Genomic DNA, 2,073 nt, shown 5'->3' with positions numbered 1-2,073 from the left:
AAAATGTTTCCACTAGAATCCAGACGAGTAATGAAGGAGTCTTGGTAGGTAGCAGAAGCTGATGTTTTACTGGCTCCGCTCATTGTCCCCTTGGTACTGCCAATGATGTAGAGGGTGTTGTTGTCAATAACGGCATCGGCTACTTGATCGTTTTGTGCTGTCCCAAATTGCTTTGACCACTGTTTGGTACCATTACTCGAATACTTCGTAATGAATACATCACGGTCTCCCGAGGCGCTTTGACCATCGTAAGATGCATTGCTCACATCCCCAATGATGTAGGCATTTCCTTCTGAATCAGTAGCTACTGCTTTCACATAATCTGCAGCACTACTACCGGTTTGTCGTGTCCATTGCTTGACACCAACAGAGTTGTATTTGACTAATGCGGCATCGTGACTTCCCGCATTGCTACCTTGTAAACTCGATGTTGTCTGGACACCAACATAGACATTTCCGATTGCATCTCGGGTGACTGCGTAAGCTCTGTCATCGCCTGAATTCCCGATCAGATCTGACCAGTCATAGACACCCTCACCATAGCCAGCTTCATTAACAGAATTAGAACCACCACTCATTGCGACAGAGACTCCTGATGCTGCTGCAGTAGTGGCATTGGCACGATTAGATTCTCCACTGGCTCCTGTCACATTATTAGCTTTTACGTAGTAGTAATAGGTCGTTGAACCAGATAATCCAGTGTGCGTGTGATTGGTTCCCGTAATTACAGGAGAGATCGCTGTGAAGGAGGAGTTGTCTGTACTCCAGTAGACGGTATAGTTATCTGTGCCATTAGTGGCATTCCAAGTGAGGACATTCTGCCCAGAGCCACCTGCGGCAGTTAAATTATCCGGTGCTGCTGGTTTAACTCCTGTGCAGTTGTTGTAGAGTAAGCAAGCATTTTTGACATCATCCCCATCAAAGGCCCGGTTGTATACCTTGACTTCATCAATGTAGCCTTTCCAAGCCGAGCCAAGATTCCCCACATACCCACCCCGATTGATGCCAACTTTCATCTTGTACCATCTGGCAGGAAAGGTGGTGTGTGTTCCCACCAATACCCCATTTCGATAGAATTGAGCGGTATTGTTGTCGTAATGAACTGCAGTGATATAAGACCAGTCTGTCAGAGACGTTCCATCAGTGATCATTGCTTGATCTGCAATTCCTGTTGAAGGAGCGTTGTTCCAGCGCATGTAGTTGTTCCCACCAATTTCATCAACATCAATTTGAATCGAATCTCCCCAAGTGGATACACTATTTGTTGTATCCTTACTGGAAATAGCAGATGCATATTCAATCATATCTGCATCACGATTTACCCATAAAGCAATGGTATAGTTTCCAGAATCTAAGGAAGCGATATTTGTTCTGTTGAAGTTACTGTTCTCCAAATATCCTGTGCTGGAATCAAAGTAGGCTGCCTGACCATAGGCGCAACTCTGAGCATATTTGATTGTCCCGCCTGTATTGCTCAGATTATATGGACTGCCTGTGCTTCCAGAACCAGCAATGTCGTTGAGATTATTCTCAAAGGCATAGTGAACAAGCAGATCGGTGTCATTGTCCGTCAAGGTTCCTGAGGTGGAACAGCCAGCGAAAGCAGTGGGCTGACCACTGGCCTCGGCAGATAAAGCACTGGAATCTACCCCATCGGTAGCCATGAGCTTGTAATAATAAGTAGTGCCGGCACTGAGTCCAGAATGAACATACGAGGTGGTACTACCACTGGAAATGACAAAGCTCGAATCAGAGGCACTTACGCCCGCAGAAGTCTTCCAATAAAGGGTATAATTGTCAGCACCTGGGATGGCACTCCATGAGATTGTATTTTGCTGGGTTGAGGGGGTGACAGCTATGGAAGGAGTGGAGACATCATCATCAATGATGGAGATGGAAACAAATTGATCCCCACTCTCTACCGCTGTGGAACCGGTTACATTGTCAATATCAATGCGAACCACTTCCCCAAACTCATCTACAGTATCCTGAACGGATGTGATTGTCGTTGTTGCAGTGCTTGCTCCTGCAGCAATCGAGAGATTGGTCGAGGCAATCGTGTAGTCACTGGTG

1 protein-coding gene is annotated in these 2,073 nt (G+C 46.2%); it reads right to left on the bottom strand.

Annotated features, from left to right (window positions below; translation table 11 throughout):
* Window positions 1–2,073, bottom strand: a 2,073-nt coding sequence (locus P8O70_07835; GenBank protein ID MDG2196787.1) for an SBBP repeat-containing protein, incomplete at both ends; no start/stop codon positions are given.

The organism is SAR324 cluster bacterium (genome assembly GCA_029245725.1).
Lineage (GTDB): Bacteria > SAR324 > SAR324 > SAR324 > NAC60-12 > JCVI-SCAAA005.
This window is presented reverse-complemented; position numbering and strand designations above follow the sequence as displayed.